Annotated in this window: 20 protein-coding genes and 2 tRNA genes; 12 read left to right on the top strand and 10 right to left on the bottom strand. The window is 70.1% G+C overall.

Annotated elements, in window-relative coordinates; genetic code table 11:
* Positions 1-3 precede the first annotated feature (3 nt).
* Positions 4-738: a YcnI family protein gene (locus tag ACN260_RS23720; RefSeq protein ID WP_422753116.1), complete on the top strand. Its 735-nt coding sequence runs from the start codon at positions 4-6 to the stop codon at positions 736-738.
* Positions 739-940: 202 nt separating this feature from the next.
* On the opposite strand, the gene ACN260_RS23715 is transcribed toward ACN260_RS23720, so the two are convergent.
* Complete coding sequence (locus tag ACN260_RS23715) at positions 941-2,221, bottom strand: glycosyltransferase 87 family protein (protein ID WP_422753115.1); 1,281 nt, start codon at positions 2,219-2,221, stop codon at positions 941-943.
* A gap of 73 nt (positions 2,222-2,294) precedes the next feature.
* Between ACN260_RS23715 and orn the strand changes: the two genes are divergently transcribed.
* Both orn and ACN260_RS23705 read left to right on the top strand, forming a co-directional pair.
* Positions 2,295-2,885, top strand: coding sequence for an oligoribonuclease (orn, locus tag ACN260_RS23710; protein WP_421485925.1), 591 nt, complete (start codon positions 2,295-2,297; stop codon positions 2,883-2,885).
* Positions 2,886-2,984: 99 nt separating this feature from the next.
* Positions 2,985-3,057 (top strand) — tRNA-His (locus ACN260_RS23705).
* Between the two features lie 149 nt (positions 3,058-3,206).
* On the opposite strand, the gene ACN260_RS23700 is transcribed toward ACN260_RS23705, so the two are convergent.
* Together ACN260_RS23700 and ACN260_RS23695 are read right to left on the bottom strand one after the other, a co-directional pair.
* Entirely contained in the window at positions 3,207-4,475 is a 1,269-nt protein-coding gene (locus tag ACN260_RS23700) for an Ig-like domain-containing protein (protein WP_422753114.1), read from the bottom strand.
* 172 nt (positions 4,476-4,647) lie between these two features.
* Positions 4,648-5,922, bottom strand: a complete 1,275-nt coding sequence (locus ACN260_RS23695; RefSeq protein ID WP_422753113.1) for an Ig-like domain-containing protein — start codon at positions 5,920-5,922, stop codon at positions 4,648-4,650.
* Positions 5,923-6,109: 187 nt separating this feature from the next.
* Between ACN260_RS23695 and ACN260_RS23690 the strand changes: the two genes are divergently transcribed.
* A tRNA-Lys gene (locus ACN260_RS23690) sits at positions 6,110-6,185 on the top strand.
* 142 nt (positions 6,186-6,327) lie between these two features.
* Here the strand turns inward: ACN260_RS23690 and ACN260_RS23685 are convergent.
* From ACN260_RS23685 to ACN260_RS23665, 5 genes are all read right to left on the bottom strand, one after another.
* Positions 6,328-7,545 carry a tyrosine-type recombinase/integrase gene (locus tag ACN260_RS23685; RefSeq protein ID WP_422753112.1) on the bottom strand — a complete coding sequence of 406 codons (1,218 nt, stop codon included), beginning with the start codon at positions 7,543-7,545 and terminating at the stop codon, positions 6,328-6,330.
* 3 nt (positions 7,546-7,548) lie between these two features.
* Positions 7,549-7,755, bottom strand: a complete 207-nt coding sequence (locus ACN260_RS23680; protein WP_357677693.1) for a helix-turn-helix transcriptional regulator — start codon at positions 7,753-7,755, stop codon at positions 7,549-7,551.
* Positions 7,752-8,996: a TRM11 family SAM-dependent methyltransferase gene (locus tag ACN260_RS23675; protein WP_422753111.1), complete on the bottom strand. Its 1,245-nt coding sequence runs from the start codon at positions 8,994-8,996 to the stop codon at positions 7,752-7,754. Before ACN260_RS23675 ends, ACN260_RS23680 begins: the two co-directional genes overlap by 4 nt.
* On the bottom strand, positions 8,989-9,702 hold the full coding sequence (locus ACN260_RS23670; RefSeq protein ID WP_422753110.1) for a hypothetical protein: 714 nt from the start codon (positions 9,700-9,702) through the stop codon (positions 8,989-8,991). Before ACN260_RS23670 ends, ACN260_RS23675 begins: the two co-directional genes overlap by 8 nt.
* Before the next feature lie 323 nt (positions 9,703-10,025).
* Positions 10,026-11,519, bottom strand: a complete 1,494-nt coding sequence (locus ACN260_RS23665) for a hypothetical protein (protein ID WP_422753109.1) — start codon at positions 11,517-11,519, stop codon at positions 10,026-10,028.
* 705 nt (positions 11,520-12,224) lie between these two features.
* On the opposite strand from ACN260_RS23665, the gene ACN260_RS23660 reads away from it, so the two are divergent.
* The 5 genes from ACN260_RS23660 to ACN260_RS23640 all read left to right on the top strand — a co-directional run bounded on the left by ACN260_RS23660 (position 12,225) and on the right by ACN260_RS23640 (position 18,479).
* Positions 12,225-13,046 (top strand): hypothetical protein, encoded by an 822-nt coding sequence (locus ACN260_RS23660; RefSeq protein WP_422753108.1) that lies wholly within the window; start codon positions 12,225-12,227, stop codon positions 13,044-13,046.
* Positions 13,047-13,331: 285 nt separating this feature from the next.
* Complete coding sequence (locus ACN260_RS23655) at positions 13,332-13,766, top strand: pilin (protein WP_422753107.1); 435 nt, start codon at positions 13,332-13,334, stop codon at positions 13,764-13,766.
* A 308-nt stretch (positions 13,767-14,074) separates the two neighbouring features.
* Complete coding sequence (locus ACN260_RS23650) at positions 14,075-15,769, top strand: hypothetical protein (protein WP_422756809.1); 1,695 nt, start codon at positions 14,075-14,077, stop codon at positions 15,767-15,769.
* Positions 15,769-16,695: a PrgI family protein gene (locus tag ACN260_RS23645; RefSeq protein ID WP_422753106.1), complete on the top strand. Its 927-nt coding sequence runs from the start codon at positions 15,769-15,771 to the stop codon at positions 16,693-16,695. Before ACN260_RS23650 ends, ACN260_RS23645 begins: the two co-directional genes overlap by 1 nt.
* A gap of 38 nt (positions 16,696-16,733) precedes the next feature.
* A complete protein-coding gene (locus ACN260_RS23640) occupies positions 16,734-18,479 on the top strand; it encodes a VirB4 family type IV secretion system protein (protein WP_422756808.1) in 1,746 nt (581 codons plus the stop codon).
* A gap of 170 nt (positions 18,480-18,649) precedes the next feature.
* Here the strand turns inward: ACN260_RS23640 and ACN260_RS23635 are convergent, their stop codons facing one another.
* Positions 18,650-19,354, bottom strand: a complete 705-nt coding sequence (locus ACN260_RS23635) for a cation transporter (protein ID WP_422753105.1) — start codon at positions 19,352-19,354, stop codon at positions 18,650-18,652.
* Entirely contained in the window at positions 19,354-19,683 is a 330-nt protein-coding gene (locus tag ACN260_RS23630; protein ID WP_088643381.1) for an ArsR/SmtB family transcription factor, read from the bottom strand. The genes ACN260_RS23635 and ACN260_RS23630 overlap by 1 nt, the downstream gene beginning before the upstream one ends.
* A 181-nt stretch (positions 19,684-19,864) precedes the next feature.
* Between ACN260_RS23630 and ACN260_RS23625 the strand changes: the two genes are divergently transcribed.
* From ACN260_RS23625 to ACN260_RS23615, 3 genes are all read left to right on the top strand, one after another.
* Positions 19,865-21,118: a hypothetical protein gene (locus ACN260_RS23625; protein WP_422753104.1), complete on the top strand. Its 1,254-nt coding sequence runs from the start codon at positions 19,865-19,867 to the stop codon at positions 21,116-21,118.
* A complete protein-coding gene (locus tag ACN260_RS23620) occupies positions 21,115-22,707 on the top strand; it encodes a type IV secretory system conjugative DNA transfer family protein (protein ID WP_422753103.1) in 1,593 nt (530 codons plus the stop codon). Before ACN260_RS23625 ends, ACN260_RS23620 begins: the two co-directional genes overlap by 4 nt.
* 62 nt (positions 22,708-22,769) lie before the next feature.
* On the top strand, positions 22,770-23,573 hold the full coding sequence (locus ACN260_RS23615; RefSeq protein ID WP_422753102.1) for a replication-relaxation family protein: 804 nt from the start codon (positions 22,770-22,772) through the stop codon (positions 23,571-23,573).
* Positions 23,574-23,620: the final 47 nt, after the last annotated feature.

The raw sequence follows: 23,620 nt of genomic DNA, 5'->3' as shown, positions 1-23,620 counted from the left end.
CCGATGATCCGTCTCCGGCGTTCCGCATCCGCCGCCGCGCTCACCCTCGCCGCCGTCACCGCCACGGTGCTCGGCTTCGCCGGGCCGGCCGCGGCGCACGTCACGGTCAACCCGAAGGAGGCGACCCAGGGCAGCTACGGCCGGTTCGCCGTCCGGGTGCCCAACGAGAGCGACACGGCCTCCACCGTCAAGATCGAGGTGAACCTGCCGGAGAACGCCCCGGTCGGCTCGGTCTCCACGATGCCGGTGCCGGGGTGGACGGTCGCGGTGGAGAAGCGCAAGGTGGACCCGCCGATCGAGGTGCACGGCAGCCAGCTCACCGAGGCGGTGTCGAAGCTCACCTGGACGGCCGCCGCCGGTGGCGGTGTCAAGCCGGGCGAGTTCCAGGAGTTCCCGATCTCGCTGGGCCCGCTGCCGCAGGTGGACAGGATGGTCTTCAAGACGCTCCAGACCTACTCCGACGGCAACGTGTCGCGCTGGATCGAGGAGCCCACGCCGGGCGCGGAGGAGCCGGAGAACCCGGCACCGGTGCTGACCCTGGCGGCGGCGGGTTCGTCCCCCTCGGCGGCCCCGGCGGCGGCGGGCGCGCCGGCCGCGAAGGACGACGACGATGACGACGACGCGGGTTCGACGGCGGTCGTGCTGGGCGTCGCCGGTCTGCTGGCCGGCCTCGCCGGGCTGGCTCTCGGCGGGCTGGCCTTCGCCCGGACCCGGCGGGAGCCGACGCCGAAGTCCTGACCCGCACCACCCGCGACCGGCCCGTCGGATGCGTCCGGCGGGCCGGTCGCGTCGACGCCGCCGTGCCGGACGGGCCCGGACGCGGTGACGGCCCTCCGCGCTGCCGACGCGGAGGGCCGTCTCACCGGGGGATCGGTGTGCCATGGGTCGTGACCGACTGACCTCAGATTAGCGCCAAAGGTAGAATAAGGGAATATCTGTCCTATTGGTGCTGCCGGTCGGCGGTCGGCACGGGCTCCCGCTCCCGCCTGCGCTCCCGGCGGACCGGCAGCAGCACGAGCAGCAGCAGCGCCAGTAGCACGTACGCGTTGCGCAGCAGGAACTCCCACGGGTTGTCCGTACGGGCCGGGGCGACCCCCCAGTCGTGGAACGAGACCACCCCGTAGACGATCACCAGCCCGGTGCCGGTGGCGAGGGTGAGCAGCCGCCGCCTACGGCGCGCCCCCGCCTGGGTCGCCGGGTCCGCGTCGAGCGCGGCGTCCACCAGCACCACCACCGCCGGGATGAACCAGTAGATGTGGTGGGTCCAGGTGATCGGGCTGACCAGACCGCCGACCAGCCCGGTGAGGGTGAGGCCGGTCAGCCAGTCGCCGCTCCCGGCGGCACGGGCCGCCCGCCACAACCCGTACCCGAGGATCGCCACGACCAGCACCAGCCAGAGCAGCCGGTTCGGCTCCTGCGGCGCGTCGATCCGGCTGAGCAGGCCGAACAGCGACTGGTTGCCGGTGTAGTCGGTGCGCCCCACCCGGTCGGTGGCCCACAGTTCGTGGGTCCAGAACCGCCACGAGTCGCGGGGGGCCACCGCGGCGGCCAGCAGCGTCGCCGCCGCCGCCGTGACACTCGCCACCACCGCCGCCCGCCACCGCCGGGTCACCAGCAGGTAGACGATGAAGATGCCCGGGAACAGCTTGAGCGCCGTGGCCAGCCCGACGCCCACCCCGGCCCAGCGCCGTGCCTGCGGTACGGCGAAGAGCAGGTCGGCCAGGATCAGCACCACCAGCAGCATGTTGATCTGACCGAAGGTGATCGTCTCCCGGGTGCTCTCCACCGCGAAGACCAGCAGCACCGCCACGGTGAGCGCGTACGTCCGGTGCAGCCCGTGCCGCTCGATCACCGGCAGCACCAGCCACCGGGTGGTGACCACGACGGCGAAGCAGGTCAGCGCCGTGAAGATGACGATGGTCAGGCCCAGCGGCAGCACCCCGAACGGCCGCAGCAGCAGGGCGCTGAACGGCGGGTACGTGAAGTACAACTCGCCCTGCACCCGGTCGGGCTGCACGTAGTCGTAGAGCGGGTGCCCGGACGCCCACCAGTCCATCGCCCGCATGTAGATCTTCAGGTCGAAGAAGTCGTGCACCAGGCCCGGCAGGTAGAGCGCCGGCAGCACGGCCGCCAGCGCCAGCACCGTGACGACCCGGCGGGCCGTACGACTTCGCTGGTCCTCCGGGGTGGTGACGGGGGACGCGACGGATTCGGCGGGCACGGGGAAACCCTAGCGGTCCCACCCCGCGACGGTGCCGAGGCGCGGGTACCTGGGCTGCGCGTAGTCTGTTCCGGTGGCTGACCTTCTCGTCTGGATCGACTGTGAGATGACCGGGCTCGACCTCGGCAGCGACAAGCTGATCGAGGTCGCCGCACTGGTCACCGACCCCGACCTCAACGTGCTGGGGGAGGGCGTGGACGTGGTCATCCACGCCGACGAGGCGGCCCTGGAGGCGATGCCGGAGATCGTCCGCACCATGCACGCCAAATCCGGGCTCACCGAGGAGGTGCGCCGTTCCACGGTCACCCTCGCCGAGGCCGAGGACATGGTCCTGGAGTACGTCACCAGCCACGTGAAGGACCCGCGTACCGCGCCGCTGTGCGGCAACTCGATCGCCACCGACCGGGGCTTCATCGCCCGGGACATGACCCGGCTCGACGCCCACCTGCACTACCGCATGATCGACGTGTCGTCGATCAAGGAGCTGTGCCGGCGCTGGTACCCCCGGGTGTACTTCGGTCAGCCCCGCAAGGGGCTGGCGCACCGGGCCCTGGCCGACATCCGGGAGAGCATCCGCGAGCTGGAGTACTACCGGCGCACCCTGTTCGTGCCGCTGCCCGGCCCGGACGTCGAGACGGCGAAGGCGATCGCGGCGCAGCTCTAGGCCGGTGCCCGCCGAAGGGTGGAACCCGCTGGACGGCCCCCGCCCGGGTGTGGCTATTATTAGTCCGCACCCGCCCGGGAAACCGGCGCGGACGGCATGGTGGCTGTAGCTCAGTTGGCAGAGCACCGGGTTGTGGTCCCGGTTGTCGTGGGTTCAATTCCCATCAGTCACCCGGTTAGTGGATGTTCTCCACCGCAGGCCCCCTCGTACGAGGGGGCCTGAGTCGTTTCCGGGCCGATTCATCCGGGGTCGGGTGCCGTCGAAGACGGACCGGCCCCCATCTTCAGGTGGGGGCCGGTCCGCGTGCGGTGTGCCGCAGGGTCAGGGCGTCGGCTCGGCGCTCGGCGTCCCGGTGCTGTTCCCGGCGTCCGGCTCGTACGGCAGGGCGCTGCCCTTGACGTACTGGTCCCAGCTCATGTTCCAGTCGGTCCAGCCGTTGCCGTTCTGGAGCTTGCGTTCGGTGCCCTTGACGGTGATCGGGTCACCGATCTTGGTGTTGGCGAACAGCCAGGCACCGTCCTTCATCGACACGTTGACGCAGCCGTGCGAGACGTTCGTGGTGCCCTGCTGCCCCTCCGACCAGGGCGCGGCGTGGATGAACTCGCCACCCCAGGTGAGCCGCTGGGCATAGTCGATCTTGGTGCGGTAACCCTCCTCGGGGCCCAGCTCCTCCATGGTGTCGAAGACCGTCTTGCGCAGCTTCTCGATCACCACCATCGTGCCGCTGGACGAGGGGGTGCTCTTCTTGCCCAGGCTGACCGGGATGGTCTTGACGACCTTGCCGTCCTTGGTGACGGTCATCCGCTTGGTCTTGTTGTCGACCTGCATCACCACCGACGGGCCGATCTTGACGTCCACGGTCAGGTCGGAGCGGCCGTACCAGCCGCCGCCCATCGGCAGCCCGCCGGCCTGCACCCGGTACGAGACCGTGGTGCCCGGCTGCCAGAACTCCTTGGGCCGGTAGCGGACCTCGGTGGGGCTGACCCAGTGCCAGACGCCCTCCTGCGCCGGGGTGCTGGTGACCGTCATCCGGCGCTGCACGTCGTCGCGGTAGTCCTCCGGGACGGCCCGACCGAACTTCACGATCAGCGGCATGCCCACCCCGACGACCTGGTTGTCGCCGAGGAAGCTGGTCACCCGCACCTGGTTGTCCGGCTTGGCCATCACCGTGAAGGTGCTGGTGGCCGTGGCCGGCTTGCCGTCCTCACCGGTCGCCGTGACGGTGGCGGTGTACTTCTCCCCGTACTCCAGCGCGCCGTCGGGCAGCCAACTCGCGCCGTCCGCGGCGAGCTTGCCCTCGACGGCCTTGCCGGCGGCGTCGGTGAGCGCGACGGTGGTGTCCTTCGCGTCCTCGGCGGTGAAGACGATGCCGGTGGAGGCCGGGACGTCGGTGGCGTCGGCCTTCGGCTCGGTGATCGTCGCGCTGGCCTTCGGCGCGGCTTCCTCGCCGCCGCCCTGCCAGCTCGACGGCTTGTCGCCGCCCGAGCCGGTGCAGGCGGAGGTGAGGGCCAGCGCCGCGGCGAGGACCCCCGCCGCGAGCACCCGGCGTCGACCGGTACGCCCGGTCAGGTGGTCCTGGACAACTCGCATGATTCCCTCACAGTCGTGGTCCCCGATGTCCCATCGTCCCTCACAGACGCGGCGGCGCGCCCGTCGGTTGCGAAGGGTGAACTGAAACACGCCGCCGGGCGGGGTGCGATGACGACGGGTCACCGGCCCGTGCCGTTCCGGGTCGGCGACCCGCGCCGACCCGGAACGGAGGTCAGACCAGCGGACCCGAACCGCCCTGCGGCACCGGCACCGCGCTGCCCTTGACGAAATCCGCCCAGGTCAGGCTCCAGGCCGTCCACCCGTTGCCCTGTTCGAGCTTGCGCGGGGTGCCCTTGACGGTGATCGGGTCACCCACCTTCGTCTGGGAGAAGAGCCACCTGCCCATCGCCATCGACACGTTGACGCAGCCGTGCGAGACGTTCCGCCGGCCCTGCACCCCCTCGGACCACGGTGCCGCGTGGATGTACTCGCCGCCCCAGGTCAGCCGCTGGGCGAAGTCGATCTCGGTGCGGTACTGGTTGGCCGGGTCCGGTTCGTCCATGGTGTCGAAGACGGTCTTCTCCTTCTTCTCCATCACCACCATCGTGCCGCTGGACGACGGGGTGCTCTTCTTGCCCAGGCTGACCGGCAGCGTCTTGATCAGCTGGCCGCCCTGGAAGACCTCCATCTGCTTGGTGGCGTTGTCCACCTTCATCTCGAAGGCCCGCCCGATCTTGGCGGTGGCCGACCGGTCCACGTTGCCGTACCGGCCGTTGCTCAGCGGAATCCCGGCCAGCGCGATCCGGACGCTCAACGTCGTCCCCGGCTGCCAGTACTCCGGTGCCCGGTAGTACGCCTGCGTGCCGTTGGAGACCCAGTGCCAGGCCCCCGGCTGCGGCGGATCGGTCCTGACGAACATCCGCTTCTGGACGGCCGCCCGGTCCTTCTTCGGGATACCCGGGCTGAACTCGGCCACCACCGGCATGGCCACGCCGTACGTCCGGTCGTCGAAGAGGTACAGGCCGGAGCCGATCATCGAGTTCGGCTTGGCCATCGTGGTGAACGTGCTCACCCCCTGCCGGGGCTGGCCGTCGGCGCCGGTGCCGGTAACCGTGGCCTTGTACCTGGTGTTGTATTTCAGGGCCGACGACGGCACCCAGGAGCTGCCGTCAAGACGCATCTTTCCGCCGACCTGCTTGCCGTCACCCGTGGTGAGGGTGACCGAGGAGATCTTTCCGCCGCCCGGGAGGTCGGCACTGATCTCGGTGCTGACCGGTCTGCCCTTCGCCCCGTCCGCCGGACTGACCGTCAGGTCGGCCACCGTCGGCGCGGACGGCGACGCGCCACCGGACTGCGTCGGAGTCGCCCCCCCGGCGCTCGGCGTGACCACGGTGCCGCCGACGAACTCGGCTTCCTTCTTCTGGTCGCCGCCGCAACCGGCCAGAGCCAGCGACGCCGCCAGGACGAGAGCACCCGCCATCGCCCCGCCCCGCGTGAACCTGCCCATCCCCACCTCTGTTCTCGCGTGCCTGGCGGACATCGTGCCCCATGCCGGCCACCAGTTCGACGCCGGACGTGTGCTGTCGGGGGGATATGTTCACTTTTGCCCGATAAGCTCGCCCGAAGGGTGGAGCCGGGTATCGGATTGGAACCCCGCTCATGGCCCGTGCTACTGTTCTCTCCGTTGCCAACGAGCGCCGCTAGCTCAACTGGCAGAGCAGCGGACTCTTAATCCGCGGGTTCGGGGTTCGAGTCCCTGGCGGCGCACCACAAAAAGGCCCTGACCAGCATGTAGCTGGGCAGGGCCTTGATGTTTATCTATGTAGTTTTGAACCGCCCCCCGTAAACCCCTCAGTAACGCCGTGGGGCGATCACATTCGACGGGGCGGGTGGTGCTGCCGCCGCTGCCCGGCTATGCGGTCGGCTGCCCGCCAGGATCGGGTTTCTCCGGATCGCCTGACGTTGGCCTTCCGCCGAGCTGTTCGAGGATGGCGGAGCTGTCCGGGGCGAGGGCGGCCTTGACGATGTAGTGCTTCTTGGTGATCTCGTTGCTTCCATGCCCGAGCTGGGCGGCGGCGCTGTCGGTGTTGGCCTCCCTGTCGATCAGGGTGGCGACGGTCTTGCGGAAGGTGTGCGGGGTGACCCATTCGAGGCCGGTGTCGGCGCGGGCTGCACGCCACTGCCGGCGGACGTTCGGTGGGGATAGCCAGGTGCCGCGTCGGGAGGCGAAGATCGCGTCGTGAGGGTTGTCGGCGGCGTCGAGCTTGCGGGCCATCAGCATTCCGACCGCGAAGCGGGGCAGGACCACTGACCGGAAGCCGGCGTCGGTCTTCGTCCATTCCTGGCGGAAGAAGCCCTGGCCTTTGACGTAGATGATGGTGCCGCAGATCGTCAGGACAGGGTGTTCGACGGCGAGATCGAGGTCTTCCCACCGCAGCGCCAGGATCTCGCCGATGCGGGCGCCGGTGGCGAGCATGAGGTCAACGATGTCGGCCAGGTCGTTGGTGGGGCGAGGTCCTGACTTGCCGGGGGTCGGCTGTTGCCATTTTCGGATCGCCGCGCGGACGTCGTCGAGTTGTTCCCGTTCGAGGGCGACGACGGTCTTGCGTGGTTTGCGTAGGCGGCTGGTGTCGCGGATGGGGTTGGTGGTGAGCGCGCCGCGACGTACGGCCAGGGCCAACATCTGGCCGAGGACCACCTTCGCGCTCTTGGCGGCCGAGGGGCGATCCTCGGCGATCTTGCGCAGGAACTTGTCGATGCGGCCCGCGCTTGCCTCCCGGATCCGTAGGTCACCCAGGGCGGGCACGATGGAGACCCGCACGCTGATCTCGTACCTGCTGATGCTCTGCGGCGAGACGCGTTCCTCTGCGGTGATCTCTTCCAGCCACAGAGCAGCGAGTGTGCTGACGTGTGTCTCCCGGGTGATCTCGTCGTCGTTGGGGGCCACCCGGTCGCGTAGCTTGATCTTCAGCGCGCGAATGGCGGCTGGGCCGGTGGTGTCGGTGGCCTCGACGTCGCGGGTCTTGCCGTCGTGATCGCGGTAGCGGGTTCGGGCGCAGTACCGGTTGGGGCCGAGCTTCTCGGTGCGGATATTGCCCCAGGTGCCGATGGGTAGTGGGGGTCGGGCCATGGCTCAGCGCTCCGGGTCGGTGTGGGCGTCGAGCCAGCGTTCGATCTCGCTGCGTCGGTAGCGCAGGGTGTTGCCGACGCGGATGGCGCGTGGTCCTTTGCCTCGGCTGTGCCAGGCGTAGAGGGTGTTCTTCGGCTTGCCCAGCCAGGTCGCGACGTCGTCGATGGTCAGGAGGGGGTCGGGTCGCCACTCGGCGGCCGGGGTGTTCACTGCGGGCCCGTCGTGGTGGGTGGGCCGGGCTGGGGGTGTGGCTTGGGGGGATCGTCGGACCACCGGCGGTCGGTGGGGGCGCGTCGTACGTTCCCTGGCGTGGGGTGCAGATGGGGCGGGCACGGATCGGGTGTCCTTTCATCGTCCCGGTCCGGGCGGGACCGGGGATCGATGGCGCTGCCGCCAGGACTGGCGTTTCCGGCGGGCACCGCCTGTGCACGTCGATCCACGCGGTGTGGGGCGAAGGCATCAAGCTGGTCAGCGTGCGCGGTGATGCCGACTGGCCAGCTCTCGGCGTCGTGTGCGCTGGAGATCGTCGGGCGGCGGAGGACCACGACGTCCTCGTGTTGCAGGAGCCATTGCGGGTCGCCGGTGGCGATGGCGTCGCGGATGTTCTTCTGCTGGAAGAACGAGGCGCGGGGGATGATCCGGCCGTTGCGGACACCGCAGATGAGGGCGATGCACTCCTCGACGAGTTCGAGGCCGGCGTTGGTGCCTGCGGCGGCGACCATGCCGGGGATATCGATGAGTTCGCCGTGGCGGCGGTAGGGGCGGGCGGTGACGATGACGTGTCCGCCGGGACGCAGGAGTTGGTGGCAGCCGGTGAGGATCGCGGTGAACCCGTCGGCGAGTTGGCCGGGGGTGCGGTAGGCGAGGTTGTCGCTGTCGCCGTACCTGTGGTTGATCTTGCGGACCTGTCCGCGTCTCGGGCCTGGTGTGCGGACGTGGCCATGGGTGGACGGTCCGTAGGGCGGTGAGGTGATCACCAGGGACACCTGTCCGTGCAGGCTGGCCGGCAGCAGGGCCGGTAGGGCGGTGGAGTCTCCGTGGTAGATCTCGCCCCGACCTGGCGCGCCGGCTTTGAGGGCGTGATGGATGTTGTCGGCCGCCTTGGCGACCCATTCGGCTTCGTACTCGACGCCGACGCTGTGGCGGCCGAGGTGCATGGCTTCGATGACGGTGGTGCCGATGCCGGCCATGGGGTCGAGGACCACGTCGCCGGGGTTGGTGTAGGTGCGGATGGCGTACCGGGCGATGGTGGGAAGCATCTTGCCGGGGTGGGTCAGTGACTCGGGGGTGTATCGGCTGCGACGTAGGTCGCGGGACGGGTGCTGACCGGTGAGCCAGACCGTGCCGAGGTAGCCCTCGGCGAGTAGGGCCGCCAGATCGGGCCCGTCAGGGTACGGCGGTGTGGAGTCGTGCAGGCCGGTCACCGGTTGCGACGGGTAGGGCTCAGGCATGGGCGTTCTCCTCACCGGTGGCGGTGGTCCCGAAGACGACCAGGTCCCGGAACGTCGGAAGGTGCCGACCGGCGAGCAGGAGCCGTCCGTCGTCGCCTTCGTCGGGGTGTTGCGGGGCGGTGCGCGGTTCGTGCTCGGGGAGCGGGACGAGGACGGCGGGGATGTGCTGGTGGTAGAAGAGTCCGGCGGCGCGGGCTGCGGCGATGACCGTCGCGCGGTAGCTGAACCCGCCGGGTGGGGGTGGTGTGGTGGTGAGTCCGGCGATCAGGAATCCGCCGGGGCGCAGCAGTTGCCGCCAGGTGCTCATCGCGGTGTTCACGTCGTCGTGAAGCTGCTCGATCGTCTGTGGTAGCGCCGCCAGGATCAGGTCGACACCCTGATCGGGCCAGTGAGGCACACCGGAGTTCGGGTGTGCGGAAGGCGGGAGCCACAGGCGCTGGCCGTGGGGGTCGGTGTGCAGCTGAGCTGGTATTCGGTGCAGGTAGGTGGTCGCGGCGAGGATGGCGGGGTGTGCGTCGAGGTCGAAAACCACATCCCCGGCGTTGGTGTAGCGGCGGATGAGGTAGGCGAGGTGGTTCGGGGATAGTCCGTGCCAGTCCGGCACTTCCGGGCGGTGCGTTCGCCCTGTGCGGGTGTGGGGGAGGAGCAACCCGACCGGTACCGGCTGAGGCCGGTCGTCGGGAGCGGTGGAGCTAGGCTTCGGCATGGCGTGTGGGCCACGTCCGCCGACGAGCGCTGACACCAAGGGATTACAGATCTGGACCTGGGATTGGAAACCAGACCCCCTGTCGACGTACAGGTCCAGATGCACAAGCAGGTACGGCCGGAGCGCACAGAGGTCGACGTTCCAGCAGGGGCGACGACTCTGCCGAGCACCTTCTCCTGACAGGCCGCCCTGCCGACCACAATCCGTCGTTGCTGGGTGGTCGCGCTCACGCCGGATCGCGGAATTGCACTAAATGTCCGCAGCTCGGAAAAGTCGTGTCGCGTCAGCTGTGCGGTTCGTGGCCGCGTACCCCAGTTTGCCGATCACCCGCTGCGCTTCACCAATGTAGTTGGCGCGGCGTCCGCGTCAGGAAGCGTGCGTGTGCCTGCGGCGACGGCCTCCACGCTGATGAACATCTCGCCCTCGCCGAGTTCCTGTTCCGGGTACGCGTATAGCGTCACGCCGTTCTGGTCGCTGTCGCTGCACGGCTCGATGCCTACGCCCTTCGCATCCCCTGTGGCTAGACGGACGTCGCGGGCTGTCACCCGATCGGTGACACGGCAGCGCACACTGTGACGGACCACGCCGTCGGCGCTGATCATTCGAAGCAGTAGGTCTGTCTCGGGTGCCTCCTCGGAGCTGGTGATGGAGACGTCGACGAACAGGAGGTTCTTGGTGTAGATCGCGCAGTAGCCGTAGACTTGTCGTTCTGGCTGGTACGGCTGCTCGGGTTGGCAGGTCGGTTTGTAAACGGAGCCGTCCTGGGCTGTCAGGTGTGACCATCGTTCAACCAGAATCGCGGCTTCCTCGGAACGTTTGGCGTCGAGGCGACCAAATTGCGCCAGCACGGAGGCGTTTTCTCTGAGGCACCGTTCGTCGCGGCCGAGGCCAGCGTTGAGGTTGTCGTACCCGTCGCCTGACTGAGCTACCCACGCTGCCCGGCCCACTTTGAGCGGATGATCAGTGTCATCCAGCTTGAGTGAAACGTTAGCGACGTAGAGTCGCGCGTCCCAGGACTCGATGCCCTGTTCTCGTGGACCGACCGTCAGCGTGAAACGCTCGGACCGGTGTGGTTCCACCTCGAATCGCATGCCATGCCGCACCGTAAAGGGGCGTGCTGGTGCATCCTGTGGTAGGGCCACGTCGTAGTTCGCTTCGACCTGAAGTGGGCCGCCGGTCTGGGCGCAATCCTCCAAGTGCTCTGCGAACACTACCTCCACCGCCGCTTCCACGATGACAGCGGAAGCGCTTCCGTTGTTCTTGACGGTGATGTCGATCGGCGTGGTCGATACCTCGAGTGGGCCACGGTCGGTGCGCTTCACGGGCCCGTCACCCATGCTCCCAACCTCGAAGCTGGTACCACCGACGGCGGCCGGCGGAGCCACACTATAGTCAACGAGGCGCACATCTGCGGTGGCCGCCCATGGCTTCACGTAGAGGACCGCGACAACAACGGCGACCAACGCGATCACCGCGAAGATCATGACCTTAGGGTTGAGTACGAGGCTGATGAACGGCCAACTGTTGTGCTGGACGTTGCCCGGGGCCTGGTTTACCTGTACGCCTTGTGAATAAGAGATGTTGACCGGTCCTGGTGGCGCACTGCTTGCACTGGATTCTGGTGCCGAGGGCGGCGGTCCGACTGGGAGAAGATAAGGTGCTCCGAGTGCGGTGATGGCGACCAGTACGCTGATGGCGCTGGCCAGCTTGTCTGCCCTGTCCAGCCCGACTAGTGAAAAGTATGAGGCGAGTGCAGCAATCGCAACGAGTGCGACCGCACGGCCGATCCACACTTTCTTAGCCGTTCGTCGCAGCACGGAATGCTCCTCATGACTCGCTGTCGGCGAGGGCATGGTATCGGCATCCCCGCAGATTCGCGGCGGTTGTCACCTGACGCCTTCCCGACAGTTGGCGGATAGTGCGCGACATATGCCTGATATGCATAAATCGCCAGATCTGGCGTCGTGCCGCGTGATGCTCGATATCTGCCCGTTACGTAACGCAGCTACTTCGGTTACCGCTGCTGTGGGAGAGGTGGCCGTCGGATGTGGACCGAACTCGGCGAAGGTTTGTCACCTGACTCCGGTCGCTTGCGCAAGATTCTCGGTGGATTGAACAAGATCATCTTTCTTGGGTGTCGTCGGATCATCGCTCGCCGCCTCGGCCTTGAACAGAATCGCCATGGGCGCGGTAGGGGGCCTTGGTCGCCTCCATCTGCGATGCCATGGCTGGATCGTGGTCGGCGCGTGTTCAAGGGGGCGCAGCCTCTACGTAGGTGCGGCTGGCACTGTGGCCCGTGAACGCCTGGCAACGCATTGCACACCGTGGAGCGCGATGTCCTCCGGTTCATGCCGCGGTGTGGTGATGAGTGGCGGCGAGGCTCGGGGTTGAACACGCGTCGAGATGCCTAGAACAAGATCAGCAGTGTTCATGATCTGTACAAAGGCCCTGGTGGCGTGGTGGCACAGCGCCGATCGGCACTCCCGCCGACCGGCACATGGTCACCACGAGGGAGCACCACCATGGACCGTCGTACCCCTGCCACCGGCTCGGCTGCCGGGCGCCGTGGCGAGACGCTGCTCAACGACATCGAGTACCGGTTCCGGCTGATGGGGCAGGGGCCGAGCCCGCTGTCGGTCGATGGCCGTAGCCTCGGCCTGGGTCTGCCCCGCCGGGCCATCGCCCTGCCGGAGCTGTCGGCGATCCTGATGCACCCCTCCTGCGGCTACGCCGCCCGCGACGCCGTGTGGCGGCTGCTGGTGCAGCAAGCCCGTACCGGAGACCCGGCGTGGCGTGCCGGTGCGGTGGGCGTCGCGTTGCCGGGCCTGCGGTTCAAGGCGTACCTGCTGGCGAAGCTGTTCACCGGTGATGTGCAGGCCGCCATCGTCGAGCACTTCCTCCGCGCGCTCGGCACGGTCGACCTGGACAGGCCGGGCGTGGTCGGCAACCTGCTGTCCACGGCGTTCTCCAAGGCTCGCACCGAGCTGCGAGGTCTGGAACCGGCCTCGTCCGGGACGCCGAACCATGCCCCGGGGGCGGTGTCGTCGCCGGCCGCGCACGGGCATCCGGATGTCGTTCTGGCTCGCGCGGTTGCCGCCGAGGTGATCAGCGTCGACGATGCCGAGCTGATCGGTGCGACGTACTTGGAGGACGTCAGCCTCACCGCCTACGCCGAACGCACTGGTGAGTCCCGCTGGAACCTTTACAAGCGGCGGTCTGCTGCCGTCGCCCGGCTCAGGGCCGCGATCGAGTCCGGCGCGTTGTCTGACCCGTACGCCGAGGTGATCACCGAGGCCACGTCGATGGTGGCTCTCGACGCGCCGACGGCCCGTAAGCGCCCGTAAGTACCTGCCTTGAGCTGCGGGTTTCCAATCGGGGGCTCGGATGTGTAATCCCCTAGTGCGGGACACTTCCGCGTAGGTGACCTTGTTTCCGACCTGACCGCTGACGGCGCTGACACCCGTACGGTCCCCGGCCCACCCATCGCTTCTGGTGAGGAGGACGGCCGCGCCGGTCGGCACCACAGGTCACCGATGAGCGCACCGCCCGGTCCCGCGTCTTCGCCAAGCCCACTCGCGCCTACGCCCCGATGAGGGCTGCTCAGGCGTGCGCTCCGGAGGTGCCTAACCATGGAGGATGTCCGTTTCCCGTGCCCCGAGGCGACGACCCGTCGCCTCGGGGCCGGCACACACGGCCGATCGATCGTCTGCCGCCCCCGTCCCCGTCCTCTGACGGTGGGTGCGCTGATGCTGTGCGTGGCCGCCGCAGTGACAGTGGCTCTGACCTTCACTCCTCACGCGGCGTACGCGGCGCAGCCCGGTCCGGTGCTGGCCGTCGAGTCGATTCAGCAGGTCGCCAACAACATCCGTGTCTGGCTCGTCGGGATCCTGGTCTCCGTCGCCACCCTGTTCCTCACCGTCGGCGGTCTGCGCTACCTGGCCGCGAACGGTGATCCCGGCGAGATCGAGAAGGCGAAGCTCGCGATGCGGTCCGCCGCGATCGGTTACGGCCTCGCGCTGCTGGCACCGCTGTTCGTGACCATCGTCGGTAGGTGGGTGGCCTGATGGCAACCGTCACCGACCCCTTGCGCCGCATGAGGCATCCGGCAGTCGTGCTGCTGCTCGGCGTGGTGCTCCTCGCCGGCCTGGCCGTCGCCGGGGCCGGGCCGGCACACGCCGAGCTGACCCCACCTCCGGCCGTGCCTGCCGCACCACCGACGACAGAGGTGCCTGATCCCGGCGTCCGCCCGCCGGGAGCGGCACCGGCTCCGTCCGCGACGCCGGCACCCACGCCCAGCCCGGCCCTCGGGCGGCCGTCGTACGACGACGATCCGGCGTGGTACGACATCGGAGGCCAGGTCCGTACCGCTGTGGTGGACCTGGTGGTGTGGGCGGCGGAGCAGGCCCTCCAGCCGGTGCTGGAGGCGCTGGGCAACTCGTGGCTGTCCACCCCGGATCTCACCGGCAACGAGCACGTCAAGGCGTTCTGGACGACCAGTCTCATCGCCGCCAACGGTGTCTTCGTCCTGTTCATCGTGGCCAACGGGTTCCTGGTTACGACCCGGGAGACCCTGCAGACCCGGCATGGCCTCAAGCAGGTCCTACCCCGCATCGCCGTCGGCGCGGTGCTGGCCAACAGCAGCCTGATCATCGGCCAGAAGGCCATCGAGGCGACCAACGCGCTGACCGTGGCCCTCGCGGGCAACAGCGTCGACGGTCCGGCCGCCGCGACCGCGATTCGGCAGATCACCGATGACGCGCTACGGGGCCAGGGGTTCCTGATGGTATTGCTGGTCATCGCGGTGGTCGTGATGTGCCTCCTGCTGGAGTTCACCTTCGTGCTCAGGCTGGCCGCGCTGGTCGTCCTGCTCGGTATCGCCCCGGCCGCACTGATCTGCCACGCCAGCCCGCTGACCGAGGGCCTGGCCCAGCTGTGGTGGCGCGCGTTCCTGGCCTGCCTGGGCCTGCAGCTCGGCCAGGCCGTCGTCGTGATGGCCACCGTCAAGGTGTTCCTCACCCCCACCGGCCCGACCGTGCTGGGCGTCCCCTCCACCGGCAACGGGCTCCTCGGTGTCGTGGTCTGCCTAACCATGTTGTGGCTGCTGATCAAGCTGCCGGGCTGGATGCGGCAGTTCGTTCTCGGTCCGCTCGGACAGAGCAACGGCCGAGGGCTGCTCGGACAGCTTGTCCGCGCCTTCGTGATGACCAAGACGTTGGGTGCGGCGGCCGGCATCCTGGGACGGACGGCAGCATCGTCCCCGGCCGCCGGGCGGACGCCGCCCCGTCCGCCCGGAAGCCGTCCACCACCTGGTGGCCCTCGTCCGTCCCGTCCGCCGCGCCCGTCCCGTCCGGGGTCGACTCCCCGTCCGCCGTCCCCGGCAGAGCCGGTCGCCTTCAGCCATGCCCCGGTCACGCACACGCCGCTGCCCGCACCGGCCGGGACGAACGCCGCCCCCACCTTCAGCCACCCGGCGGACCCGTCCACCCCGACAGCCGCGCCGTCCGGTGCTGCCCCGCCGGTGCGGTTCTCCCACCCGGCATCGCCCCAGTCGAGTCCGCCGTCCCCGGCCCTCCCACCGGCCCGAGTCGCGTTCAGCGACGCCACGACCACCACCGCGCGGCCAGCAACCAACAGCCCGGCACCGGTAGTGACGTTCTCGTCAGCACCCACGCCGCAGACTGCGCCGCGCCGGCCACCTGGCCCCGTCACACCGGTGTTCTCCACCGCCCCGGCGGCCAGCGGCCCACGAGCCTCGACCCCTCGGACACGGCCCACGACGGCCCGGCGCGTCACCCCGAGCGGCCCGGCCGCCGCCAGTTCGGACGCCCCGTCCACCGCCCGGCTAAGCTCGTCCGCCGGCCCGAGCCGACCCCGGCCACCAGCCTCGTCCGCAACACCGTCCCCAGACGGTCGCGGCGCGGCACTTCCCACCCCGTCCCATCCGTCCCCGGGGACAGGAACGACAGCAGCGGGCACGGGTGCCGTCCGCAACGAGTCGTCCCCGCCGCCGGCCCGTCCGTCCGCCCCGCCGCGACGCCGGTCATCACCCCCGAAGGGTGGTCAGTGATGAGTCGCCGTGACGAGGAGGCGCCTCTGCGGGCTCGGGTGCCCGCAGACATCGACCGGCCGGACCGGATCGCGTTCGGCCTGTCCGGACGACAACTGGTGATCCTGACGGTCACGGGCCTGCTGCTCTACGCGGTGTGGACGGCGGTGGTCACGGTGGTGCATCCGCTGGTGTTCCTCGCCGGGGCGATGCCTGTCGCCGCAGGGGCGTTCCTGCTCGCGGTCGGCCGCCGTGACGGCCTCAGCCTCGACGCCTGGGTCCTCGCCGCGCTGTGGCACCGCCATGGCCCACGTCGCCTCGTGCCGACAGACAGGCCGATCATCCCCGCCCCGGCGTGGGTGACCACCACCGGCGGCCCGGGTGACCGGATTCCGCTGCCCGCACCGCTGTGCCTGCCCGCGAAGGGCGTCACCGGCGACGGGTTGATCGATCTGGGAGTGGACGGCACCACCGGCCTGGTGGCCGCATCGACGGTGGCATTCGGGCTGCGCACCCCCGCCGAACAGAACGGCCTGGTGGCCGGGTTCGCCCGGTTGCTGCACAGCCTCGACAGCCCGGTGCAGATTAGTGTCCGGGCGCAGCGGGTCGACCTGACCTACCTCGCCGACCGGTTCCTCACCGCTGCCCCGGGGCTGCCGCATCCCGCGTTGGAGGAGGCTGCCCGCGCGCACGTGGCGTTCCTCGCCGACCTGGCCGGGCAGCGGGAGTTGCTGCACCGGCAGATCACCGTGGCGGTGCGCAGCCGGCGCGGCGCGCACTACGCCGCCCACCAGGCGGCCGAGACGGTCCGCGCGTTGGGCGGCTGCGAGGTTCCCGCCCGGGTGCTCGACGGGCGGGACGCCGTGGCGCGGCTCGCGACCAGCCTCGACCCCGCCGCCCCGACCCACATCCCCTACATCCCATCTGACGGAGGTGACGACCGGTGAGCCTGCTCTCCGCACTGCTGCCGGCACGGCGACATGCCATGCCCGCGTCGGCTACGGTCCTGCCCGGCTCGCCGGACGCTGTCGATGTCGACGGACGCCACGTGCGGGTGGGGGACGGCTACCTGGCGACCCTCGCCGTTGTCGGCTACCCGGCCGAGGTCGGCCCCGGCTGGGCTGAGCCGCTGCTGTCCTATCCGGGCCTGGTCGACGTCACCTTCCACATCGAGCCCGTCCCGCCGGTGGTGGCCTCCGAACGGCTGCGTAAGCAGCGTGGCCGGTTCGAGTCCTCCCGCCGCCAGGATGCCGCCAAGGGGCGACTCGACGATCCCGACCTCAATGCCGCCGCGGCTGACGCCGCCGAGCTGGCTACCCGGGTCGCCCGAGGCGAGGCCCGCCTGTTCCGCCTCGGCCTGTACCTGACCGTCCACGGCACCAGCCCGGACGATCTCGCCGACCGGGTGGCGGAGGTGCGGTCCCTGGCCTCATCGCTGCTGCTGCACACCGCGCCGGTCACGTGGCGGCAGTTGCAGGGCTGGATTAGCGGCCTACCCCTCGCCTACGACGCGCTCGGGTTGAAGCGGGTCTTCGACACCGATGCCCTCGCCGCAGCGTTTCCGTTCACCAGCCCCGACCTGCCCGACACCGCAGGGGACACCGGCATGGGGGTGCTGTTCGGGTTGAACCTGCACTCGGCTGGGGTGGTCGTGTGGGACCGGTGGGCGCAGTCCAACTACAACGCCGTCATCCTGGCTCGCTCCGGGGAGGGCAAGTCGTACCTGGCCAAGCTCGACCTGCTGCGCAACCTGTTCCTCGGGGTGGAGGCGTTCGTCGTCGACCCTGAGGACGAGTACCTGCGGCTGGCCGATGCGGTCGGCGGGACGGTCGTCCGCCTCGGCGCGGCCGGCATGAGGATCAACCCTCTGGACCTGCCGGCCGGTGACGACGACGCCCTTCATGATCGGGCACGGTTCCTGCAGACCCTTGTCGCGGTCATGGCCAGCGGCGACACCGCCGTTGACGCGCCGTTGCCCGGCGACGAGGCCCGTTCCCTCGACGTGGCGGTGCTGGCGGCCTATCGGGCCAAGGGCATCACCACCGATCCGCAGACCTGGAGGCGTCCCGCACCGCTGCTGCGGGAGGTGATGGCAGCCCTGGACGACACCGATGAGGCGGGCCGGCGGGTCGCCGCCCGCCTGCACCCGTACGTGGTGGGCAGCATGAAGGGCCTGTTCGACGGACCGACCACCACCACCCCCGAGGGGCACCTGGTGGTGTTCGCCCTCAAGGACCTGCCCGAGCAGCTCCATCCGGTCGGCACGCTGCTGACCCTGGACACGATCTGGCGCACCGTACGGGGGGCCACCTCTCGTGGCGGTCGCCCGGACGTGCTGCGGATGGTGCTGGTCGACGAGGCGTGGAAGCTGTTGTCCGGAGGGCGTGGCGGCCGTTTCCTGCAGACCCTGGCCAAGTCCGCCCGCAAGTACGGCACCGGCTTGACCGTCGTCACCCAGGACGCCGCCGACGTGCTCGCCACCACCACCGGCCGGGCTGTCGTCTCCAACGCCGCCACGCAGATCCTGCTGCGGCAGGCGCCGCAGGCCATCGACGCGGTGACCGAGGCGTTCGGGCTCACCGACGGCGAGCGGGCGTTCCTGCTGTCCTGCCAGCGGGGGGATGCGCTCCTGTCGGCCGGGTCGGCGCGGGTGGCGTTCCACAGCCACGCCTCGGCCACCGAACACGAGCTGATCGTCACCGGCTTCGAGTTGAAGGAATCTGATCGGTGATCCTGACCGAGCTCTGGGGGCCTCTGCTGGGGTTCCGGAGGGGGATTCGAGAGTTTAGGGAACATCGGATTGTGTGGTCCTGCGTGTCGACATATTCGAGGTGCCTTGACCCTCCTCGGCGCCTGGAGGGCTTTTGTCGAGGTCAGGGGTTCTGGTCTGCCGGCGGTTGGTCAGGTGGTCTGGTTCGCGGGGGTGCAGCACCGGTCGGTGCAGGCCGAGGCTTCGTCGGTGGGTGCCGGGGCGCAGCAGGTTTCTCCGCGCCAGGCGTCTCGGCCTTCTTTGAGGGCGACGGCGGCGATGACCAGGGCGGCGATCGGGTCGGCCCAGTTCCAGCCCAGGACGCTGTTGAGTCCGAGGCCGACGAGTAGGACGGCGGATAGGTAGGTGCACAGCAGTGTCTGTTTGGAGTCGGCGACGGCGGTGCGGGAGCCGAGCTCGCGGCCGGCCCGTCTTTGTGCGTAGGACAGGCCGGGCATGAACGCGAGGGAGAGTGCGGCGAGCATGAGGCCGATGGTGGAGTGCGCTGCCTCGCTGCCGCCGAGCAGCGCGCGGGCGGATTCGACGGAGACGTAGGCGGCGAGCGCGAAGAAGGAGATCGCGATGATCCGCAGGGCGGCTTTCTCCCGGCCTTCGGGGTCGCGGCCAGCGAACTGCCAGGCGACCGCCGCAGCGGAGGAGACCTCGATGATCGAGTCTAGGCCGAAGCCGATCAGCGCGGTGGAGTCTGCGGCGGCACCGGCGCTGATGGCGACGACGGCCTCGATCAGGTTGTAGCCGATGGTGGCGGCGACCAACAGCCGAATTCGGCGGGCCAGGACGGTGCGACGCGCCGGGTTTGGCCTTGCGGGCGTGACGGGCAGCAGCGGAAGGCTCATCAGCAGCAGCCCTTGTCAGCGGCATCGGGGCAGACTGCGGGGTCGACGGCGAGGACGAGGCCGAGTAGGTCGTCGAGGGCGTGACGGATGCGGGTATCGGCGAGTTCGTAGCGGGAGCGGCGACCTTCGGGGACGGCAACGACCAGACCGCAGCCGCGCAGGCAGGCCAGATGGTTGGACAGGTTCTGCCGGGTCACCCCAAGCAGATCGGCCAGGTCAGCCGGGTAGCCAGGCGCGTCGCGTAGGGCGAGTAGCAGTCGGGCTCGGGTCGCGTCCGACAACGCGTGGCCGAAGCGTGCGAGGGCTTGGCCGGGGGTTACGGTCTCCACACCCTCAACAGTACACCAAACAGTGTATTCAGCAGGTAGTGAACTGATTGTCGTGTGACCTGTGTTCCGTATACGGATCCCGCTCGTCGTCGACCGGCAGGTGAGTTGTTCTCGAACGGAGGTGTCCATGGTTTCCGCCGTCATTTTGCGTGCCTCGGTGCCGGTTCCTCCCGCTGTGTGCGTGCCTGGCCGTGAGGGGGTGCCCGGGTCGTTCGTCGGTGAGCTGTGGTGTGGCTCCTGGGGCACCGATGCCGCCGACGCCGGATGGCACCTGGTGCGGGATCGGTGGCCGCTGCTGCTCACCGCCCTGACTGTGCTCGCCGCCGTGCGGGTGGGGTGGGCGGTGTGCCGGCGGCGGGTCTGGCGTCGGCATGCTGCGCGGGCGCGGTGGTTGGAGATCACCCCGCCGGTGACCGCGACTCCGGCCGCGACGGTCGGCCTGTGGCGGCTGCTCGCCACCGTGCTACCCGCCCCACGCCGGTGGGCGTGGCGGCCAGCTCGGATCGTCTGGGAGGTCGCCGCCGACCCGGACGGGCTGCGCTGCGGGCTGTGGCTCCCGCCGGGAGTCAACCCCACCGCGGTGGTGCGGCTGCTGCACCGAGGCTGGCCCGGCGTCCGCGCCGCCCAGTGCGCACCTCCGGCGGTGCCGACGGTGGGCGCGGCGGTCGCGCTCGCGGTGCGGCCCACCCGACCGGAGTGGCTGCCGCTGGTCGACGACACCACCCCGGCGTCCCGGCGGGGGATGGACGTCGCCGCCCCGGAGGACGATCGGCTGCGCGCCGTCTACGGCGGGTTGGTCTCCGCCGGGCGCACCGGCGGCGCGTTGCTGCAGGTCCACCTCGGTCGGGCACCGTCCCACCGGCTGCGGCAGCTCCGCCGGGCGATGACCGACCCGCACCGTGCCCGCCACCCCCGAGGGATCACCCGCGCCGCCCTCCAGGCGACGCTCGACCTGATCACCCCTGGTCCCGGCATCCGCCGGCACCCCACCGGCCGGCTGGACCCGTATACGGCGGAGTTGGCGCGGCAGGCGCGGGTGAAGTTCACCGACGCGCCGCATCTGCTGGTGGCCGTGCAGACGGTCGCGGTCGGCCCGACCCGGGCTGCCGCGTCGGCTGCCGCTGCCGATGTCAGTTCCGGCTTCGGGCTGCTGTCGCCCCACTTCACCCGCCGTCGGCTGCGGCGCGGCACCCGTGCCGTGGCCGACCGGTGGGTGCCGGCGTCCCGGATGAGCCTGGCCGGCATCGGCGACGCCGCCGCGCTCGCCGGACTGCCCGTCGAACCCACTGCCTACAGCCTGCCCGGCGCGGCATCGCGCCGCCGGGCCGCCACCCGCGAGGTCTTCCGCACCACCGGTCGCACCACGGATGGCCCCGACACCACACCGGTCGAGGCGACCCCCGTCGACGCACCCACCGTCTGGAGCAGCCCATGACCACGTACCCGGGGGTGACCCCGTCCGATTCCAGCCCGGCAGGCCGTCGGCTGCACCTGGTGCCGCGCGAGCAGCGGCACGGCCCGGGCGGCAAGGTCATCGGTGTCGCCAACGCCGGGCCCGCGATGCGGGTCGGGATCTCCCTGACCGACTGCCGCTACCACGTGCACGCCCTCGGCCCGACCGGCACCGGCAAGACGACCCTGCTGATGCGGATGATCCTCGACGATGTCGACGCCGGGCGCGGCGTGGCCGCGTTCGACCCGGCCAAGGGCGACCTGATCCGTGACCTGCTCGCCCGGCTACCCGCGTCGTGTGGTGACCGCCTGGTGCTCATCGACCCCGACGAGCGGGGTGCGCCACCGGCGATCAACCTGCTCGACCCGAGCGTGCACGGCGGCAGCGCCCACGACGTGGCCGCGAACCTGACGGCGGTGATGGCGAAGGTGTGGTCGCGGTGGTGGGGGCACCGCACCGCCGACATCTGCTACCACGGCCTGCTCACCCTCGCCCACTTCGACGACGCCACCCTCGCCCACCTCCCCAGGCTGTTGTCGGACGCCTCGTGGCGGACCGACCGGGTGAACGCGGTGGTCAGCAGGTTGAACGCGTGGGAGGGCAACACCCTCGGCGAGTTCTGGGAGGGGTTCAACGACCTGCCTGCCGCGCAACGCTCCGGTCTCGTGGCCCCGTTGTTGTCCCGGCTGCGGCTGGTGATGGCGCACCCGATGGCGAACAGCTTGTTCGGCGTGCCGGCCACCACGTTCTCCTTCGCCGACATCCTCGACGGTGGTGTCCTGCTGGCCCGGCTACCCAAGGGCATTCTCGGTGAGGATGGCACCCGTCTGGTCGGCTCCCTGCTCCTGGCCGGGCTGTGGCAGGCCACCACCGCCCGCGCCCGTATCCCCGAGGACGACCGCCCCGACGCGATGATCGTTCTCGACGAGTGCCACAACTTTCTGCACCTGCCCATCGGCATCGATGACGCCCTCGCCGAGGCCCGCGGCCTGCACACCTCGTTCGTCCTGGCCCACCAGTACCTCGGGCAGCTGTCGGCGGACATGGTGGCCGCGATCGACGCCAACGCCCGCAACAAGGTGTACTTCGCCCTGGCCCCCCGCGATGCCATCGACCAGGCCCGCCACCTGCGCCCGTACCTCGACGACGGGGACCTGATCCGCCTCGGCGGCTACGAGGTCGTCCTACGGCCGGTCGCCGGCGGCCGGGTCCTTCCACCGGTCACCGCCGACACCGAGCCGCCACCACCGGCGCAACCCGGCCGCGCGCACGCGTTACGCCGTGCCGCCCGCGACCACACCGGCCTCACCGTCGCCGAGCGGCGGCGACTGCTCGGCGAAGCCGCCACCTCCTCCGCCCGCGTCGAGCCACCCGTGCCCGCCGACCCTGCTCTCACCGAGCTGGTCGGCCACAACACGTTCGTCGACCCCGAGTGGTCTAACGAGACCTCCAACGAGCGATCCAACGAGGACTCCAACGACCGTGACCAGCCGGGTGAACACGCCCCCATGAACACGTCGTACGGGCACGTCGACGGCGGTGAGGAGGACTGGTGGACCGGAACCGACTGATAAGAGATATCCCTCCCACCCGGACATCATCCACCGGCAGCTCCCGCCTCACGGCGTCCGTCGTGGCCGCGGAACTCGGCCGGCTCACCCCCCGAGACCGGCTCCTGCTCGATCTGCTCGACCAGCACCGGACCTTCACCACCGACCAACTCGTCGACCTCGCGTTCGGCTCGGTCGGCAGAGCCCGCAACCGCCTCAACACCCTCCACGGTCGAGACATCCTCGACCGGTTCCGCCACTACCAGCGGCCCGGCTCGCAAGCGTGGAGGTGGACCCTCGGCCCGGTCGGCGCGGCCCTGCTCGCCGCCGGACGAGGCAAGCCGTTGCCCCGTCCCGCCGCCGTACGCGACGCTACCGCCCGACTCGCCATGTCCCCGACGCTGGCGCACCTGCTCACGGTGAACGGGTTCTTCGTCGCGCTCACCGCCCATGCCCGCGCACATCCCGGCACGCGGTTGGTGCGGTGGTGGAACGAGGCGCGCTGCCGTGAGGCGTGCGGCAATCTGGTCCGCCCGGACGGACACGGCGTGTGGGCGGACCACGGCGCGGTGGTGCCGTTCTGGGTCGAGGTCGACCTCGGCACCGAAACCCTGAGCCGGGTCGTGGGCAAGTTGGGCGGTTACGCCGCACTGCCGCCCCGCCGCGCGTATCCGGTGCTGTTCTGGCTGCCCACCGCCGCCCGTGAGGCCAACCTGCACGCCCACCTGCGCCGGGCCGGCCTGCCCGACGGGGTGACCGTCGCCACCGCCACCGCCGACCCCCGGGGTCCGGCGGGGCCGGTCTGGCGGATGCTGGGTCACCGGGACCGGGTGAGCCTGGCCGAGCTGCCCGCCCCGATTACCGACGGTGTGCCGTGGGACGGATAGCCGCAGGGATAGCGGTGGGCCTCGCCGGGGCGTTGCTGCTGGTCGCC

The organism is Micromonospora sp. WMMD708 (assembly GCF_049315245.1).
Classification (GTDB): domain Bacteria; phylum Actinomycetota; class Actinomycetes; order Mycobacteriales; family Micromonosporaceae; genus Micromonospora; species Micromonospora wenchangensis.
The sequence above is the reverse complement of the archived record's forward strand: the minus strand, read 5'-3'. Positions and strand labels throughout refer to the sequence as shown.